Here is a 15,142-nt window from a genome sequence, read left to right as displayed (position 1 = left end):
CAAGAACGCAGTTGACAGGAGCATCAGTGAAAAATGGGATAGTCGGTTTATCTATCTCAGCGATTCATGGTCCAGTCCCTAGTCAAAAAAACCATCGCCACACTCACTCCGATTCGTGTGGTATCACTGGGGATCGCGTATGCTATCATATTTTTCTTTTCGGTCTTTTGGTCCTTCATCATTGGATTCGATTTTGATATTCCCAACGAGCTGAAACACGCGGCGATTCGTGCAACCTGTTGGGTGATTCCGCTGAAGCTGCTCGCCATGATTGTGTTTGGGCAGTTTCGCGGTCTCATGATGTTTTTTCGCCTGCCTGACCTGCTCAGTATTTTCTGGGCCATGCTCAGTGTATCGATGGTGTTGCTGTTCGTGTTCTCCCTTGGCGGTGCTGAGTGGATTTACCCGAGAAGAGTTATCCTCATGGATCTCATCCTCTCGATTGTGTTCCTTGGAGGATTCCGCTTCCTGCTGCGCATGTTGAGAGAACGTTACCTGGAAGTGGACCTTCGCAGCAAAAAAACTCAAAAGGTCGCCATCGTCGGCTGCGGGGATTCGGCAGCAAGAGTTGCTTCGGACCTCATCAGCAAACCTGGCATGGGAAAACGTCCCATGATATTCCTGGTCGAAGAATCACGCCGCGTCGGACGGACAATTCATGGATTGAAGATGATTTCCATCCAACGCGACTTCGGTGAGTTGCGTCAGTCATACGGAATCCAGCAGATTCTGATCGCAGATCGATCCCTCGGTCCTGCTGAAATTCAGTCAATCACTCAACGAGCGAAATCATCAGGACTCGATGTCGAAATCATTCCCGCCTTTGAAGAATTCATCAGCGGACGAATGGTGGCCTCACAGATGCGACCCGTAAGCATTGAAGATCTGCTGCCCCGAGAGCCGGTACACCTCGATTCTGATGCCATTCAGGAATGCTTCCGGGGGAAGCGCGTCATTGTGACCGGAGCGGGAGGCAGCATTGGATCTGAGCTGTGCCGTCAGATCATTCACAAAGACGTGCAACACCTGACCTTGATCGATCAATCGGAACCCTCACTCTATCGAATTGATCAAGAATTGTCGCGCTTGCCAATCCCAAGGGAGCGCTTTCAATCCCGTATCTGCGATATCACAGATCTTGTTCGAATTGAACATCTGATCCGCGAGGCAAAACCGGATCTGATCTTCCACGCCGCAGCGCACAAACACGTGCCCATCATGGAAGCGCAGCCCGGTGAAGCCCTTAAAAATAACTCCATCGGCACCGCCAATCTTGCGCGTATTGCCAGTCGTCTGGGAGTCTCAGATTTTATTCTGATTTCCACGGACAAGGCCATCAATCCCACCAGTGCAATGGGAGCATCCAAGCGCCTTGCCGAATTGGCGATACAATCGGTGCAGAACCTGCCTGACAACCAAACGCGGTTCAATGCCGTCCGCTTTGGCAATGTGATGGGATCCTCCGGAAGCGTGATTCCACTCTTCAAGCAGCAAATCGAGGCCGGTGGTCCTGTCACCGTCACGCACCCGGAAGTCACCCGCTACTTCATGACGATCCCCGAGGCAGTAGGCTTGGTTCTCCAGACCGCAACGCTCGCAGCACCAGGAGCCATTTTTGTGCTCGATATGGGACAACCCTTCCGGATTGTTGATTTAGCACGCCACATGATTCAGCTCAGCGGATTTGAACCGGAAAAAGAAATCCTGATCGAATTTGTCGGCCTTCGACCGGGCGAAAAACTCTTTGAGGAACTGCAACACAAGGCTGAACAACTCAAGCCTACGAGTCACCCGCGCATTCTTCGCTTTGAGAGTCCACCACCGCTCGGGCAGGAGATTCTCGTGTCCCTCGATGCGATTGCAACTTCACTCGAGTCCATGTCAGCTTCTGAGCAAAGATTGTTCTTCAAACGCCTGATTCCAGAGTATCAGCCGTATCAGGAGGAAGTACCGCATCAGCCTCCAGTATGATTCGCTCCTCCCGGTGTCGATCAACCCGATAATCCTCACGAAAGACATCCGGTGCGATATGAACTGCATTGCCTTTGTTCAGAATACGAAGATTGAAGGTCAATAAACGAGGTGGATAGCGCTCATCGAGAAATGCAAACAAGGCTTCTTTGTCGGCATGAGTGTCGACTTCACCATGCACAAGAATGCAGCCTTTGTGGATTCGAATCACATCCAGTTTCACTCGATTAAAGCGATCCTCCCCTGCGAGTGATGGTTGCACTGCATCCACAAAAACACCCGCAACTGCGAGATTCCCACGTTCAATAGCCATGGGGCTGCTTCTTTTCAACCACAGTGCAATCGCAAACACCAGGATTAATGCGAGAGCGCACAACTCAAAGATGTCATATCGTCCCCATTTCATAACTGAGCTTCGGATTGGCCGGTATAAGGGTCGTGTGCGAGATTTTTTTGTGAATTTGCCATAGGGTCAATTCTGCATCATCCTTCAATGATCGACAGTGATTACAACAATGCATCGCCCGGAAGCACCAAAAGTGGGCGAATCCAATGCCATTGGTAAGCATCAGACGGTAGCTTCCTTTCTAAATATTCAAGGCCTTTTTGCAACTCCATGAGTTCGTCACTTTTGGGATATCGCACCCATTGAGCAAGGGACTCTGATGTCAGGTGCACCCGAGTGTTCGTTCGATAGAGATTACTGTATGGAACCTCACCCCTGAACTCATCCTGCAAACGAATATTGATCGCAATGCCACGATCCTCAAACCAGAAGCGGTTGGAAGGAAACCAGTCGAAAGACACTGACAATGGTTGTTCCACCTGCTCGAGAAGGGCAAACTGGGTTTCGAGGATCTGCCGAATCCGCACCTGGCCAATGACCGTCAATCCAAGCACTAGCAAAGCGTTAACCCAGAGGGTCCAGTTCGCGAGCAAAACCATAACCCTCATCCAGTCATGCAGCGACAGGAGGGAAAAAAGAGCGCCCTTCACGCCCGGGTCGACTGCACGCGGTGGCATAGCAACGATCCAGAGGATTCCCAACAGCCAGATGTGTGGAACCCAGCGCACACAGAGTGATGGCAGCAGACTCACCGTCAGCAGCAGAGGGACGAGCATTGCAAGCAACCATTTCGCATTTGATGCGTTCAACAACACTGCCAGTAGCGTACCGCACATGGAAAGTGTGACGGCCAAGCTGAAAAAGGGACCCAAGCCACCTATCCAGTATCCCGTAAATGCCTGAAGGTAATTTGCAATCTCCCGGCTTGAAAAGGTCCCCGGAACTTTCCAAACGGGTGTGCTTGGGCTGATGTGAGTTTCCGAAAATATCGTCGTGAGAAACTGCTCAAATCCCTGCATCTCCCGGTATTCCGGATAGTGATCAAAGACCGATTCTGGTTTGATGCGGTCGACAAGATTTCCCCGGCTCTGTAGAGCCTCGGCGATGGGCAGCTGAATGTCCGGACGAATGTCCCACGCACCCGATTTCAGCACAACTACTGCGATGACAACAAGTACAGCCACTCCGAGCAAAAACTGCCATGCATGTTTGAGGATGAAAGGCAACTGAAACACCGCAAACAACCCTGCATAAGCTGCGAGAAAAAAGCTGGCATAGGCCAATCCAGACTTTTTGACTCCAACGAGCAGGGTCATCGCAATCAGTGCGAGTATCAGGATATCCCGCCGCGGGTGTTTCAAAAACACAATTCCACTCAAAATTACAATCGCCAACAAGCAGGCAACTAAACCGTCATGTTTGAAGCTCGGAATTTGATAAACAATGACCGGATTCAACGTAACAAGTGCCGCGAGCAAAACGGATTCGAGGCGACCTCGTCCCCAGCGTTGCAGGACATACGCAGCAGAGCGAAAAAGAAAATATGCAAACCATGCATTGGCAGCTTTTCCATATTCCAACCCAAACGCCGCTGCCGGAAGTGCCTGGAGGATTTGCCCGTATTTCAGGTAGTAGCCTCCTGCTTCGATTTTGCTCTGCAATAATTCGATTGAGGGACCCGATCCCAGCAGTTCTGGTTGCAGCAAAAATGGGTCCCGAACCGGATTCCAGCCAAGCGACAGCGCACGCACAAACTCAACGTGCATGAACAGCCCATCAAAATCGGTGGCAATGGTCCATCCGGTGAGCAACAGAAAAGCAGCGAGCACTGCCAGCCCAATACCACACTCGTGCAGAATACCACGAGCAGAGGCTCTGCCTTCGAGTAAAAAACCAGTACAAAGCAGGAGCACGAAGGTTCCGGGGAGCAGCAGGAAATGCCATGGTGTTACCGAAATCCCAACACGGAAGAGCAACTGAGTGAGCAACACCGACAACAGCAGGCTGCCACCACAAGCAATCGCAGGTTGCGCGGAAGGTATTCTCTCATTAACAATGCTCATTACGTCATGAAAGTAAGGCGAACGATCCGCATTCTGGCAATGAGCCTTTTGCCCCTATTGCTGCTTTGCGTGGTACTACTTTGGCATCAGGTAGATCTCTCATTGTCTCCCGAAGACAAGACCATTTTTTCTGAACTGTTCCCGGCAGCCTCTGCAGAAACCCGCTCAGAACTGATGACTTTCGCTCATGAACTCGCCATTATCCGGTCTGTACAACAAACAGCCCTCCACTCGTCACCGATTTGGGAGGGCATTGCCTTAAACTCCAGACGTGAACCCGCTGACCTTGTCCAGCAGGGACGTGGCATCTGCTATGATCGCAGCCGTTTCATTGAAAAGGCGCTGCGTTATCACGGTTTTGAAGTTCGACACGTCGCGCTCTACGAAAAAATCGCTGGAAGTGCGCTCAAATCGCTGCTGCGTCCAAAAATCGCTTCCCATGCAGCCTCTGAGGTTCGAACCTCAGAAGGATGGCTTTACGTCGACTCCAATCAACAATGGATCGCACTGTGCAAGGATGGCATGCCTGTGTCCGTGCGACAGATTGCAAAGCAGGGATTGCAGACTTGGGTTGCAGATCCATCCGAAGCACCCGATATCCTGAAGGAAGACTTTGTTTACATCTTCGGTCTCTATTCCCGACACGGTCGATTCTACCCACCCTACAATCCGATCCCTGATGTCGCCTATAGCGAACTCTGGATGAATCTTGGCTTGTTCGAATAAAAGCAGTGAAACATCAGAGATTGATCGGCTTTCCCATGAGTACCTTGGCCAGGTGCCAGATATCTGAAGCACTTCGCGAGAACCACACTGCCAGCAACACGCGCGTCCATAGATCCCAATTGCGTCGTTTGATTCGAATCTGCTGATACAGGGTATGCAGGGTGCGCTCCCGTGAATAGCGCAAGGATAGGCGAGTTTCTGTGGGATCAAAAAAAGCGGCGTGTTTGCGGATGATGCATTTTTTGGTACGATATTCCTTTAGGTCCTGGCATGCCCGGGTGCTTCGGCTGTCAGGGTGTTTGCGATAGCGAAACAATACTTCCGGCAGGTGAAAACCGACACATCCACTGGCAACGAGTCCCAGAACAAAATCATAGTCTTCATTCATCTCCAAAGAAGAGTCGAAGTGGTGTTGAGCGATGGAATTTCGACGGAAGAGTGTGCAGATACTGACAAAATTCCGGATCTTGATTTTTTGTGGATCAAATTCGATCATGCGACCCATGCGTGTGGTCTCGCCAGTCACTTCAAAATCGCAATAAACAAAATCGCAGCCCTGCTCCACGATAACTGAAACTGTTTTGCTCAAATACTCAGGGAACAATTCATCGTCTGCATCCAAAAAGAGAATCCATTCTCCTTTCGCCAGTTTCATCCCACAGTTGCGTGCGGCAGCTACCCCTTGATTGCTTTGATGATGAACTCGAACCCTTGAGTCTTTTAGCGCGAGTTGAGATGCAACCTCAGGTGTAGAATCCGTCGATCCATCATCAATGATGATAACTTCAAGCAAAGGATAACTTTGCGAGAGTGCGCTCGTAACTGAGCACTCGAGCTGTTCACCATAGTTGAAACAGGGTACAATGACCGACACCAACGAAGCCTTCATACACCACGTAAAACATCATTTTCACCTTAAGGGATTCAAAAATCAATCCGAAGCGATGCTTTCGCTGATTCTGACCATTTTCCAGTGTTTGCAGTTTTTCCCAAGCTGAAACTTCACTTACCCTCCTTCACATCACCTTCAATGCGCTGCGTGGGCAGCACCTCAGCCCGAACCCGAAAACGGGAGTCTGTGCCTGGAATGGTCATAAGGGTGGAATCGTCTGTCATTTCTTTTGCTTCGCGGAGCATTACTTCAACTGAACGTCCCAAAGTCGTGAACCAGAATTGATTGCAAGGGAACACCTCAGTATGCAGTTCAACGGTGCTTCCTTCCTCGGTCATGCTCAAAATGCGCTGGTCAATCGCCCTGCTCAACTCCCATCGTCCGAGCATGTAGCTCAAACTGACCAAGCACACATTGATCAGGCCCAGGCATGCCAGCAATCCTCCTCTGGTGATGAACCGAGGCAGTTGAAATATGGAAGAATCTGACGGTGAACGCACCGCCACCCACAGCATGGGCAAAAGTGGGATCAGCCATTGGAATGGAGTCCATCTCGCCCACCAAATCGGAAGCATCCAGCCCGTAAGGCAAACAAACACGGCGAAGACCTGAAAGGGAAACTGGCTCAAAACCGAGGGCTTTCGGACTAGGATGATCAAAGCAACGCATAACATTGCACTGTAAAGCGGACCAAAGCCGCCAGTACGATATTCGCCATGTCCGCGGTGAAGTTGCTTTAGCTCACCTACCCTCACCATACCAGGTGGCTTAGAGCGATAGGTGCCCGGATTGATGTGTGTTTCTGACGCATGTGAGTGCCAAAATCGCTCCCCTTTCCACTGCGATGCGAGTTCAGGTATCCCCGCCAATCCCGGACGGGATTGATCACGATGCATCATGAAACTCGAGATGCTTGCAACACTGACCCCATGAATCGTGACCTGCCGCAGCCCATAAAGGTGGTAGATGGACGCACCCAGAAAACCCAGAATCATCAGCACCATTGCCCATCGGATTTTCACCTGCAGTGGTCGCTTCAACAGATATCTCACACCTGCAACCAAGAGAAACGCTGCGATTAACGCAAAAAGGTAAGATGCCCCGCTGATTTTTGCAGTGAACAGTAGCAGAGCTGAAAGCACTCCATCAGTCCATCCTGTGAGCTGCTGAGGCCAATACAGGATGCTCAGCATCGCAACAAGACAGATTTGAAAAAGCGAATAGGTATAACCGTCCAGCATGAAGCTCCCAAATTGGTAAAGTACCACCGGGTTGGCAGAAAACAGGATCGCCCAAAGTGGTGCCCATCGCAAAGAGAGTTTTGCCAGTAGCTGAAAAGTAAGCCCAAAGGCAGCCAATCCCATCAGAAAATGGACCGATTTACTTGCTTCCAAATTATCAAACATTGCATAGAGCACTGCAGTCAGCATGTAAAAACTGTTCACCTTTCCGCCCTGCCCCAGCATAATATTCTCTTGCAGTGCTTGCATCTGCAAGCTGCGCTCCGTCTCCACATTCTGCCGCAACAACGGTGCTTCAAAACGAGGATCCTTGATGGGATTCCATCCGTGCTTCAAGGCCACAACAGAAGCTTGGTGAGCACGCATTCCATCGTATGTGGTATCGTAAATGCGCGACAAAAATGTGGCACTGAGTGCAAGCCCGATCAACAACAGTCCCAAAGAGAGCATACTGTCTAAGAGGCTCAGGCGATGCATCCGATACAAAACCAGATTGACAGCAATAAGCAGGGCAAAGGCAGCTACGGCAATGGGTTGCAAGGTGGTCATGCCCGCGATCCAGGCAATACCGCAACACAGCGTGCATAGGAATGCAAATCCGAGCGACTGTCTCGCCGAAAGAACAATCCACTTTGCAAATGGAAGGGCTCCTGCAAGCTTGGATCTCATGATACAGGCAATGAATGATGCCAGGAAAAGAGTAATAGGAGTGGCCAGATTTCACTGTCCTCACGCTGATGACTCTTCAAGTGCCGGGACCATATCTCCTGCAACTCGTCCCGACTGAAAATTGCTGGGTTGCGGGAATCCATCAACACATCCCACGCCCAATCCTTCAGTTCGTGTCGCAGCCATTGGGCCATGGGAATGCCAAAGCCCATTTTGGGACGTTCAAATGTTCTGGGGTCGATTCGTTCCGCCAACCATTCACGCAACAGTAACTTTCCCTTCCCTGAATTCATGAGCATGGTGTCCGGGAGCATCAGGCTGGCTTCATACAGCTCATGGTCGAGAAAAGGTACGCGGGCCTCCAAGCTTGGTTGCATGCTGGCGATGTCGAGCTTGGGAAGTATATCCCCTCGTAGGTAGGTTTCAATGTCATAGCGCATCAACTTGCGGGCAAGCGAGGAATCCTCGGCAACCATCGCCTGAGCAAGCACTGCCTCAGTGCGCTTCAAGAGCGTCTGCGAGGCAAAACTGGGATTGCGAACAATGAGCCGGGCGTAGATTCCCTGCACGCTTTCCGCCTGCAGCAAGCGACTGACTTTCTGAAGTTTCTCAGCCCCCGCAACCATGCGTTGGAGGATGCCCGTCTGGTGAAACACGTCTGAAATGGTACTGGAGCCAAGGCATTTCCCGATACTTCGACGCACCGAACCCGGAAGCATGCGCATGCTCCTGAGGATGCGAGGGGTCTGAAAATAGCGATTATAGCCCCCAAACACTTCGTCACCGCCGTCTCCGGTCAGCGCAACGGTTACAAGGCGTCGCGCCTCCTGGGACACAAGCAATGAGGGAATCATGGAAACATCGGCCATGGGTTCGTCAAAACACGAACCAGCCTGCTCGATTCCTTCGATAACCTTCCGGTGGGTGATCGTAAAACAATGATGCTGCGTGCCCAATTGCTGGGCAACGGCTGCGGCATGTTCAGATTCATCATAACCGCTGTCCTCCGTTCGAATGGTGAATGTCTGTACTGGACGATCACTGAGCTCCTGCATCATAGCAGCGATCAGGCTTGAATCAACCCCTCCAGACAGGAATGCACCCAGCGGCACATCTGCAACCATGCGAAGTTTCACCGACTCCAGCAGCTTGTCCCGCATCCAAGCCTTCAGTTCCACCCCCTGCAATCCCTCAGCAGGTGACAGGTTCGCAGGCTTGAAGGCGTTCCAATAACAAACGGTTTCATCCCGGGAGGGTTCCCGAATGCAGACCTTGAGAAAGTGTCCGGGTTCAAGCCTCTCTATGCCTTGGATCAGCGATGCGCGTCCATGCACAAAATTGAAGGCAAGGTAACTCTCCAGTGCTTCGCTGTGCAGGCTTCGAGGAAACCGTCCGGTTACCATGAGGGCCTTCAGCTCGGAAGCAAACCATACCGCATCTCCAGTTCGTCCGATATAGAGTGGTTTGATGCCCATGCGATCCCGAACCAGATACAGTTCCTGCTCCTGCAAATCCAATACGGCAAAGGCAAACATTCCACGAAATCTCGGGATGGAACCCTGAACTCCCCAACGCTCAAAAGCGGCGAGCATGACCTCAGTATCGCATTCGGTTCTGAACGCATAGGCTCCCTCCAACTCAGCCCTCAAGGCAGCGAAGTTATAGACTTCCCCATTGTAGCAGATCCAGTAGCGCCCGGAAGCAGATCGCATGGGCTGATGACCGCGAGCTGACACATCGAGAATGGACAACCTGCGATGGGCCAAGCCGGTATGCAGTTCGGGAAAGCATTCCACGCCTTCATCGTCTGGACCACGATGGCGCAAGGTGCTGATCGATCGTTCGAGAAGCTGTTGCGCCTCATCTGGGGAAGCTTGCAATCGGGTAAATCCAAAAATGCCGCACATGGTGATTCAAAAAGATCGCTCCGAAGCTCTACCCTCACGTTCCCAGAGGGTGCTTTGCAGGAATCCCATCAGGTTTGCAAATTGTTGTTCAACACAGTAATACTGCTCCACCCGCAGGCGGCCCGCACGCCCCATTTTCTGTCGTAAATTGAAGTCCGATAGCAGAGCTTGCAGGGACTGTTGCCACTGTTCGCTTTCCGACGCAAGAAAGCCTTCAATGCCATCGGACACGATCACGCTGTTCTCTCCGACGGGCGACGCCACCACCGGAATCGCACAGGCCATGTACTGGATCAACTTGAAACCACACTTGCCTCGGTTGAAGGGAGAATCCTCCAGCGGCATAATACCCACGTCAAACTCCAGAATCTGATCCACTTCTCTGGCTTCATCCCAGTCGCGAGTCTCAAGTTCAAAAGCGTCCCCCGACCAGTCGAGCTTCCCCGATCCGATCAAAATGAGGCGAAAGGGAAAGCGCTGCGCGACCGCATTCAGCTCCGTGCGGATCGCTGCAAGATTTCCAGCGGACGAAGGAGTTCCAATCCAGCCAACCACCGGTGTTTTAGGCTGAACACCCACGTATGATTTAACCCGGTAGGCGGACAGGCGAATACAGGTCGGCAAAAAACCACGATTGCGGGCACCCGACTCCTGGGCATAGGCATCAAGAAAACGGCTGCCACATTGCACGCCATCGGCCCCTCGCAGCAGGGACGCAATTTTGGGTCCCAACACCCATCGCACTCCGGGGTTCCGGTGATACAGATACAACTGAAAAACCGCATCGTCATAGTCGAGCACCACACAGCGGAAGCGCGCCAACAGGCAGCGCTCGATCCACGCCGGCACGTAGGGAAACAGTTCTTTTTCAATCCAGAGCAGCGCATCTGGTGCTGCGTGAAGTGTGAGCAAGTGCCAGAATCGCTGCCAATAAGCCTGCAGGACCAAACGACGGCTGCGGGGCTGACCGGACACCAGTGCCTGCACGTATGCATCCCCAAAGAGCGGATGATAGGTGATGCAAACGCCTTGTTTTTGAAACTCTGGTTCGAACTGATAAAATCTCAAGCGCGACGAGGGTCCCCTCGGCTCGTATTTCGGAAAGGCGATGATGTTCACCTCAGGCACCTCCTTTCAGTAGCATCGCGTAAACCTTGAACAAGTCCCGAATTTGCGTTGCATCCCGTTGCAGTAAACCGCGTCCGATGCGTAACAACGGTTCGATTGTGAACGTCAAGATCACGGTCAGTATGCGCGCAACCAGCCCCAGGTGCGTGTACGTGTAGCGCAAGCGTCCGCGAATCGAATGCAACAGGCGAATCATACTTCCGGTGGATTTGATCTCGTCGGTGCGATGGATGACCCGGGCGTCATGTACGAAGAGTGAGCGCCAGCCGGAATCCGCCATGCGTTTGGAAAAATCCAGGTCCACAAAATATAGAAAATAGCACTCATCCAGGCCACCCAGATCCTGATAGACCCTTGTGCGAACCAGACACGCCCCCCCCATCAAGTGGTCCACTTCACGGGTCTGCGAAACATCCCAGTCCAACAGACGAAATCCACCCAGAGCAGGAATCCGAAGTTTTCCAAGTCCCAGAAAGTCGCAAATCCAACTTCGCGTTGTGGGAAATACAGCACATTCACGAACCGGTTCACCATTGCCCAATTGCATGTGGGGACCCGCAATGCCCACACCTGTGTGCCGAGGGGACTCCATTTGTGCCATCAACCGATCCAGGCAGTCCGCTTCCACCTCGACGTCCGGATTAAGCAGTAGCAGGTAGTCGCTCCGCGATGTCAGTCCAACCTGATTATTCGCACGGGCAAAACCAACATTAACCGGATTCAATTGCCAGCGAAGTGGCAATGTGAAAGACTGGAGTTCGGAGAAATCCTGATGCTCGGATCGATTGTCCCCCACCCACACATTCACCACCGAAAAACGGCTCCGATGAGACTGTTCCAGAGACTGCAGGCATCGCTTCAGGAAGTCTGGACTGTTCCAGTGCACAATGATGATGTCGAGCGTGGGCAGGTTCATTTCGTTCCGATGCATTCCTGATAAAGTGCCAGGTGCTTGTCCACAAATTCCTTCTGTGCGTAGCGACTCAGCACCGTCACACGAGCCGCCTGTTTGACATAACTCCAATGTTTATGGGAAATTGCCCATTGCAAGCCCTTCGCCATTTCATCGGCACTTCGTTCGTCCAAGAGAAAACCATCCTTCCCATGTGTGATCATCTCGGGTATGCCACCGGTGTTCACAGCAACTACCGGAGTTTCGCAGGCCATGGCCTCCATGACGGCAAAGGGCAAATTCTCAAACACCGATGCCATTAGAAAAACATCTGCTCTGGCATAGAGAGACTGAAGCTGTCGATAGTCAGACAACGGACCCAGCACGGTTGTGTTCAATTGCAGCCCGGGCGCGAACTCCCGTTCCGCCCCAAACAAAACCACATGAAGCTTGTGCGGAGGGGTCCCGAGCAGGCGTATCGCTTCCAATACCAACGTCAGCCCCTTGTTGGTATCGCTGACCAGAAAATTGGCTCCAAACAAGATCACATAGGCATCGTCTGGGATTCCAAGGGATGAAAGCCAGGCCTTCTCGCTGACCTCGGGAGTAAACACGTCCGGGTCAATGGCGTTGGCGATGACGCTGAGAGCATGTTGGTCGAGCGCTCGGCTGTTGCGGCACCAATGCGCCATCCATTCACTGGGCGCCACAATCTGAAAGGTTGCTTTCCTCCAGGCCCGCTGCTTCTGAGACCAGAGCTGACACTCCAATCGTCCGGGCTTCAGATCCGTGCAACGCTCCCTCACCCCATCGTGAAACCAACATGCCGGAACGGGATCTGGATGATGGGCAGCACCGACCATGGGCCAGAGATCATGAAAAGTCCAGACCACAGGACAGCCCAGTTTGGGGATCGCACGAATCGGAATGAATGAACATGCCGGAGCATGCAGGTGCACCAGATCGGGCTTCATCGCTTTCAGTTGGCGCAGAAGAAAGGGGTTCGGGAAGACACCAAGCGTATGACCGCCTCGGTGTCCACGGTAGAAGAACTGGATTCCGAGCAGGTTCAACCCCACCAGCAACCGGTACCAAAGCCGTTGCAGTGAACCCCTCGGGCCGATCACGTCGGGATCTGAGCTATTCTTTCGCATGACAAACAGGAACGACTCCACTCCGCGTTCTCGCAACCCCACAAAGAGCTGATGAGCACAACGTGCAGCACCCCCACCCTGGGTGTCGGTGATGTTGATCTGCACAATTCTCATCGCCCCCCTCTCCGTTGCTTCCATGCTAAAAACTCCAGTTTGCAGCGCCGACTCAACCCAAGTGCATTGGAAAGTTCACTCGCGGTCGAAAAATGCGCCATTCGGGAATTTCCCTGCAAGAGGTAATAGAGATGATAATCATACCACTTGTGTGCGAGTAGGTGGCGCAGAGCTGCTGCGTCCATCATGCCGGTTTTGCGGTTTCCCTCTTCGATCATGTGCAGCCAAGCAGCAACATCCGCCGGTGAGGGATCGCCAGAGTGCCCCCACAAATTACTCAGCTTTTCGTGGATCTGCAATTGCAAGGGTTCAGGATCAAGTCCCAACTCCTGCAGCAATCGCCTCCTGATGTCGCTCCCTCCCCGCTTCTGCTCCTCAAGGTAGGACTGTTTTTTCACCGAAAAATCCTGTCGGTATTGCAAGAGGGGCTGCGAAAGATTGGCCACTCGAGTCGTGGTCATGGCACGCACCCACAGATCATAATCCTCCGCTGTGGGCGGATCCACGGTGTAACGAAGATTGAGTTCCCTTCGCCACATGACTGTGGGATGAATCAAGGGGGATGCAAACAAACTGAAAGCCCGCAACAACCGGCGCTCTGTCGGCATCTTCGGGAAGCGAGGTTCACCGGGAAAGCAGATCACCTGTCCACCCAGTATCCCGACATCCGAATGGGCACGAAAATACCTGATCTGCGCGCGAAAGCGATGGGGCAGGCAGACATCGTCTGCATCCATTCGTGCGATGAAGTCACCTGTGGCCAGATCGAGCAGGCGATTGAGTGAGGCGGCAACTCCCATGTTGCGTTTATTGAACTCCACACGAAGGCGCTTGTCTTTCAAGTGCTGAAGGATATCGCGTGATCCGTCACTCGATCCGTCATCGATCACCAGCAGTTCCAGGGCGTCCTGTGGCCAGTCTGCATTCAACACACTGCGCAGGGCCGTCTCAAGGTAGCGCTCGCCATTGTAAACGGGCACGATGACACTGATGGTGGGGACCTGGCTCATGTCGTCTTCTGGTTTAGCTGAGCAACCGCCAGATATTGGGCGGCGACCTCATCAATCGTTGGCCGGACTATGGCAGATTGATAGCTGGTGTAATCCGCAAGAATCCGGTCAATGAGCAGCGGAATCTGCTCGGCCCGTTCAAACCCGAGACCGGCTTTTCCCACGATCTCAGGATGCCCACCGCTGTTGAGGAACACCGCTGGCAATCCACAGGTCAGTGCTTCGATCAACGAGTTCGAGCAGGGATCCATCCGACTGGCGGTCACATAAAGATCCGCAGCGCGCAATTCTTCAGCCAGTGCCATCGACTCGAGCGCACCGAGAACCTGAATATGACGGAAATTCCCACGAATTCGCCCTGCGAAGCGAAATTCGAAACGATCAAAATCAAGGTGTGCATCCAGCCACTGGTAGATTTCAAGTCCCTTGTTCGGATTGTCAGACCAGCTCGTTGCAATGAGCACCACCTTTCGTCCCTCGAGTGGGCATCGCTGAATCGGTGGAAAAAAAAGATCGGGGTCAGAAGCGTTTGTGATCAGGACTGGCTGCACCAGCTCTACCCCAAGTTCCCGGTGCTGTTCGAGGCTATAGTGGCTCTGCAGGATCGAATGAGTGGCGAAGCGCCGGTTGCAGGACCAAACCTGTGCATCCGCTCCATCGTCAAATCCGCGATAAGTCTGAATGGGTCCGTCAATGCGGTGGATGAATGGACGTTCTCCACCGAAACAGCGATGCCAAACCGAGAATTCACGAGCATTGAAGTTGAACGAATTGAAGTAGACCGCTTTGACCCCTCGCGGAATCCGGTTGAAAACCACACGAAAGCCCTGTCGCTCAAAACAACGTGCCATCGCCCGGATAAATTGGTTTCCACCGCCATCGGGAGGTGGCAACAACTCATGAAAAATCGCAATGTCCGCTTGTTCGAATCGACTGCGCAGTAGCTCTGCCAGCAGGCGCAACCCCTTGATCGAGCGGTGCAACAGCCGTTGCAGCAGGGCTGGAAATGGAGAGTTATTTGGCTTCATT

12 protein-coding genes are annotated in these 15,142 nt (G+C 52.5%); 2 read left to right on the top strand and 10 right to left on the bottom strand.

All coding sequences use genetic code 11. The features are described 5' to 3' along the window. Window positions 1-66: 66 nt before the first annotated feature. On the top strand, window positions 67-1,971 hold the full coding sequence (locus ABQ298_10835) for a nucleoside-diphosphate sugar epimerase/dehydratase (GenBank protein MEQ9824869.1): 1,905 nt from the start codon (window positions 67-69) through the stop codon (window positions 1,969-1,971). Here the strand turns inward: ABQ298_10835 and ABQ298_10830 are convergent. Both ABQ298_10830 and ABQ298_10825 read right to left on the bottom strand, forming a co-directional pair. Continuing rightward, on the bottom strand, window positions 1,907-2,284 hold the full coding sequence (locus ABQ298_10830; protein ID MEQ9824868.1) for a hypothetical protein: 378 nt from the start codon (window positions 2,282-2,284) through the stop codon (window positions 1,907-1,909). The genes ABQ298_10835 and ABQ298_10830 overlap by 65 nt on opposite strands. Before the next feature lie 194 nt (window positions 2,285-2,478). Beyond that, window positions 2,479-4,380 carry a hypothetical protein gene (locus ABQ298_10825; GenBank protein MEQ9824867.1) on the bottom strand — a complete coding sequence of 634 codons (1,902 nt, stop codon included), beginning with the start codon at window positions 4,378-4,380 and terminating at the stop codon, window positions 2,479-2,481. A gap of 6 nt (window positions 4,381-4,386) precedes the next feature. Between ABQ298_10825 and ABQ298_10820 the strand changes: the two genes are divergently transcribed. Beyond that, window positions 4,387-5,106: a hypothetical protein gene (locus tag ABQ298_10820; GenBank protein MEQ9824866.1), complete on the top strand. Its 720-nt coding sequence runs from the start codon at window positions 4,387-4,389 to the stop codon at window positions 5,104-5,106. A gap of 13 nt (window positions 5,107-5,119) precedes the next feature. Here the strand turns inward: ABQ298_10820 and ABQ298_10815 are convergent, their stop codons facing one another. From ABQ298_10815 to ABQ298_10780, 8 genes are all read right to left on the bottom strand, one after another. Further along, on the bottom strand, window positions 5,120-5,995 hold the full coding sequence (locus ABQ298_10815) for a glycosyltransferase family 2 protein (GenBank protein MEQ9824865.1): 876 nt from the start codon (window positions 5,993-5,995) through the stop codon (window positions 5,120-5,122). Between the two features lie 113 nt (window positions 5,996-6,108). Then, a complete protein-coding gene (locus ABQ298_10810) occupies window positions 6,109-7,908 on the bottom strand; it encodes a hypothetical protein (protein ID MEQ9824864.1) in 1,800 nt (599 codons plus the stop codon). Then, window positions 7,905-9,815 carry an asparagine synthase (glutamine-hydrolyzing) gene (asnB, locus tag ABQ298_10805; protein MEQ9824863.1) on the bottom strand — a complete coding sequence of 637 codons (1,911 nt, stop codon included), beginning with the start codon at window positions 9,813-9,815 and terminating at the stop codon, window positions 7,905-7,907. The genes ABQ298_10810 and asnB overlap by 4 nt, the downstream gene beginning before the upstream one ends. A 6-nt stretch (window positions 9,816-9,821) precedes the next feature. Next, entirely contained in the window at window positions 9,822-10,943 is a 1,122-nt protein-coding gene (locus ABQ298_10800) for a glycosyltransferase (protein ID MEQ9824862.1), read from the bottom strand. Then, window positions 10,936-11,859 carry a glycosyltransferase family 2 protein gene (locus tag ABQ298_10795; GenBank protein MEQ9824861.1) on the bottom strand — a complete coding sequence of 308 codons (924 nt, stop codon included), beginning with the start codon at window positions 11,857-11,859 and terminating at the stop codon, window positions 10,936-10,938. The genes ABQ298_10800 and ABQ298_10795 overlap by 8 nt, the downstream gene beginning before the upstream one ends. Further along, on the bottom strand, window positions 11,856-13,103 hold the full coding sequence (locus ABQ298_10790; GenBank protein MEQ9824860.1) for a glycosyltransferase: 1,248 nt from the start codon (window positions 13,101-13,103) through the stop codon (window positions 11,856-11,858). Before ABQ298_10790 ends, ABQ298_10795 begins: the two co-directional genes overlap by 4 nt. Further along, a complete protein-coding gene (locus tag ABQ298_10785; protein ID MEQ9824859.1) occupies window positions 13,100-14,113 on the bottom strand; it encodes a glycosyltransferase family A protein in 1,014 nt (337 codons plus the stop codon). Before ABQ298_10785 ends, ABQ298_10790 begins: the two co-directional genes overlap by 4 nt. After that, a complete protein-coding gene (locus ABQ298_10780) occupies window positions 14,110-15,141 on the bottom strand; it encodes a glycosyltransferase family 4 protein (GenBank protein ID MEQ9824858.1) in 1,032 nt (343 codons plus the stop codon). The genes ABQ298_10785 and ABQ298_10780 overlap by 4 nt, the downstream gene beginning before the upstream one ends. Window position 15,142 lies beyond the last annotated feature (1 nt).

This window comes from Puniceicoccaceae bacterium (assembly GCA_040224245.1).
GTDB lineage: Bacteria > Verrucomicrobiota > Verrucomicrobiia > Opitutales > JAFGAQ01 > JAKSBQ01.
Note: the sequence above shows the minus strand (reverse complement) of the source record. Positions and strands in the feature narration are given on the sequence as shown.

Bases quoted from the DNA above. Each gene is read 5' to 3' on its own strand.
- ABQ298_10835 (MEQ9824869.1), top strand. From the start codon at position 67: ATGGTCCAGTCCCTAGTCAAAAAAACCATCGCCACACTCACTCCGATT.
- ABQ298_10830 (MEQ9824868.1), bottom strand. From the start codon at position 2,284: ATGGCTATTGAACGTGGGAATCTCGCAGTTGCGGGTGTTTTTGTGGAT.
- ABQ298_10825 (MEQ9824867.1), bottom strand. From the start codon at position 4,380: ATGAGCATTGTTAATGAGAGAATACCTTCCGCGCAACCTGCGATTGCT.
- ABQ298_10820 (MEQ9824866.1), top strand. From the start codon at position 4,387: ATGAAAGTAAGGCGAACGATCCGCATTCTGGCAATGAGCCTTTTGCCC.
- ABQ298_10815 (MEQ9824865.1), bottom strand. From the start codon at position 5,995: ATGAAGGCTTCGTTGGTGTCGGTCATTGTACCCTGTTTCAACTATGGT.
- ABQ298_10810 (MEQ9824864.1), bottom strand. From the start codon at position 7,908: ATGAGATCCAAGCTTGCAGGAGCCCTTCCATTTGCAAAGTGGATTGTT.
- asnB (MEQ9824863.1), bottom strand. From the start codon at position 9,815: ATGTGCGGCATTTTTGGATTTACCCGATTGCAAGCTTCCCCAGATGAG.
- ABQ298_10795 (MEQ9824861.1), bottom strand. From the start codon at position 11,859: ATGAACCTGCCCACGCTCGACATCATCATTGTGCACTGGAACAGTCCA.
- ABQ298_10790 (MEQ9824860.1), bottom strand. From the start codon at position 13,103: ATGAGAATTGTGCAGATCAACATCACCGACACCCAGGGTGGGGGTGCT.
- ABQ298_10785 (MEQ9824859.1), bottom strand. From the start codon at position 14,113: ATGAGCCAGGTCCCCACCATCAGTGTCATCGTGCCCGTTTACAATGGC.
- ABQ298_10780 (MEQ9824858.1), bottom strand. From the start codon at position 15,141: ATGAAGCCAAATAACTCTCCATTTCCAGCCCTGCTGCAACGGCTGTTG.